The organism is Bradyrhizobium cosmicum (genome assembly GCF_032290525.1).
Taxonomy (GTDB): Bacteria; Pseudomonadota; Alphaproteobacteria; order Rhizobiales; family Xanthobacteraceae; genus Bradyrhizobium; species Bradyrhizobium cosmicum_A.
The window spans coordinates 1-247 of the sequence record NZ_JASXTA010000472.1 but is presented as its reverse complement, the minus strand read 5'-3'; the positions used below and the strand labels follow the sequence as shown (position 1 = coordinate 247).

The following is a 247-nucleotide window of genomic DNA, read 5'->3' as shown; positions in this document are numbered from 1 at the left end:
AGCTCGTCCTGATGCGCTGGGGGATGCCGCCGCCGCCGCGAACCGGCGGACCCCCAGTGACCAACATCCGCAACACCTCTTCGCCGCACTGGCGTGGTTGGCTGAAGCCGGAGAGCCGTTGCTTGGTGCCATTCAATAGCTTCGCCGAATACGCGCCCGAGCCGAACCCGGAGACCAAGAAGAAGGACGTCGTCTGGTTCGCAATCAATGACGATCGGCCGCTCACCTGCTTCGCCGGCATCTGGAC

General features: G+C 64.4%; 1 protein-coding gene. It reads left to right on the top strand.

Translation table 11 applies throughout. The annotated features are described in order from the left end of the window. Positions 1–247, top strand: a 247-nt coding sequence (locus QSV46_RS40595; protein ID WP_314964360.1) for an SOS response-associated peptidase family protein, incomplete at both ends; no start/stop codon positions are given.